Genomic DNA, 1,988 nt, shown 5'->3' on the forward strand with positions numbered 1-1,988 from the left:
GTTGTGGACCACGATGGCGGCGTAGTCGGGGTTGTCGAACGCGGCGGCGGTGCGCTCGAAGGCGGCGTCGTCGAAGTTCCAGGTCGGGGAGGCCTCCTCCCACACCAGGCGGCACAGGTCGTGCCGGTTCTGCCTGGTCTCCAGGGCCGTGCGGCCCCGGTCGGTGGCGAAGTAGTACTGGTACCACCAGGTGTGCTCGGCCTTCGGCGGCAGCGGGTTCCTCTGCGAGGGGAGGTGGGTGATGAGGTAGCCGCTCACCGGCACCAGGGCCTTGACCCGCTGCGGCCACAGGGCGGCGACGACACCGGCGGTCCGCGAACCCCAGTCGAAGCCTGCGAGGACCGCTTCGGGGATCTTCAGGGCGTCCATCAGGGCGATGACGTCCAGGGCGACCGCGGACTGCTGCGCGTTGCGGACCGTCTTCGGGGAGAGGAACGCGGTGGTGCCGTGGCCGCGCAGGTACGGGACGATCACCCGGTAGCCGGCCTCCGACAGCAGCGGCGCCACCTCGGTGAAGCTGTGGATGTCGTAGGGCCAGCCGTGCAGGCACAGGACCACGGGGCCGTGCGGGGGCCCGGTCTCGGCGTAGCCGATGTCGAGCAACCCGGCCCGGATCCGCTTCAGCGGGGCGAAGGCGGTGCGGCCGCCCGGTGCGGCGGCCGCGTTCGTCCCCGCGCCGACGGGCAGGGCGGCGGCAGCCGCCCCGAGGCCGATGGCCTGGGTGACGGTACGCCTGTCGATCATGTCCGTTCCTTCCTGGAGGGCTGCTGGCCCTCCCCACTCTCCACGGGCAGCCGGCCGTCGGCATCAGTCATGTGACGCTCTTTCATCCACGGGCGCGGCGGCGGGCCTCAGGCGCGGGAGAGCGCCTCGCTGCGGGTCAGCGCGTCGCGCAGCGCCGCCCGGGTGGTGATGCCCAGTTTGGGGAAGGCGCGGTACAGGTGCGAGCTGACGGTGCGCGGGGACAGGTGCATCCGCCGGCCGATCTCCTTGTTCGTCAGGCCGCTCGCGGCGAGGTCGGCGATGCGGCGTTCCTGCCAGGTCAGCGAGGCGGCGTGGGCGGTCGAGGCGCGGAGCGGGGCCCCGGTGGCGCGCAGGGCGGCCCGGGCCCTCTCGGCCCAGCCGGCCGCGCCCAGCCGCTCGAACTCCCGTTCCGCAAGCTCCAGTTGGTGGCGGGCATCGTCCCGGCCCTGGGCGTGGCGCAGGCGGATCCCGTGCGCGAGGCGGATCCGGGCCAGTTCGAACGGGAAGCGGGCGGCGTCCGGATGGGCCTGCGCGCGGGCGAACATCGCGGCGGCCTCCGGCTCGTCCCGCGCGGTCATCGCCAGCGCGCCGTAGGTGATCAGAGCCTGGCGGGGCGAGACGTCCGGCAGGCCCGCGTCGCGGGCGGCCAGGGCGTGCGCCCGGGCCTGCTCGGCGCGCCCGCTGTGCCGGGCGGCCTCGACGAGGTCGAGGAGGGTGCGCGGCGCCTGGTACGCGTACGGCCGGAACTCGCCGGGCCGGGTGATGGCGGCCAGGTGGTGGTACGCGGCCTCGTGGTCGCCGGCGCCCAGCGCGGCGGTGGCGGCGGCGGAGTCGGTGAGCTGCGTCAGGAACCCCAGTCCGCGCGGACGGGCCCAGGCGTCCACCTGGGCGCACAGGTCGCGGGCGCGGTCCGTCCGGCCGCGCAGGGCCGCGAGGTGGGCCAGGTAGGCGCGGCTCTGTGCCGCGAACAGGTGGTGGCCGTGCCCGACCGCCAGGTCGAGGACGCGCTGCCCGGTCCGCTCCGCCCCGTCCCATTCGCCGACCGCCGTCTGGTCCAGCATGATCAGGTGCAGCATGACCATGCCGGCGGCCACGGCCCCGGTCTCCACCTCGTGGTCCACGACCCTCTGGAGGTGGGGGCGGCAGGTGTCGAGGAGGTCGAGGTGGTACGCGGCCACGCCCAGCCGTGCTGCCTCCCAGGGCTCCATTTCCGGTAACCGTGCGGCGGCCCGCCGCAGCTGCTC

At 74.8% G+C, this 1,988-nt stretch carries 2 protein-coding genes; both read right to left on the reverse strand.

The annotated features are described in order from the left end of the window. Positions 1 to 744, reverse strand: a 744-nt coding sequence (locus VR44_RS23650; protein ID WP_045949593.1) for an alpha/beta fold hydrolase, incomplete at its 3' end; no start/stop codon positions are given. A 107-nt stretch (positions 745 to 851) separates the two neighbouring features. Continuing rightward, on the reverse strand, positions 852 to 1,988 hold a 1,137-nt coding region (locus VR44_RS23655; RefSeq protein ID WP_045949594.1), incomplete at its 5' end, for a helix-turn-helix domain-containing protein.

It is taken from the genome of Streptomyces katrae, assembly GCF_000966975.1.
GTDB lineage: Bacteria > Actinomycetota > Actinomycetes > Streptomycetales > Streptomycetaceae > Streptomyces > Streptomyces katrae.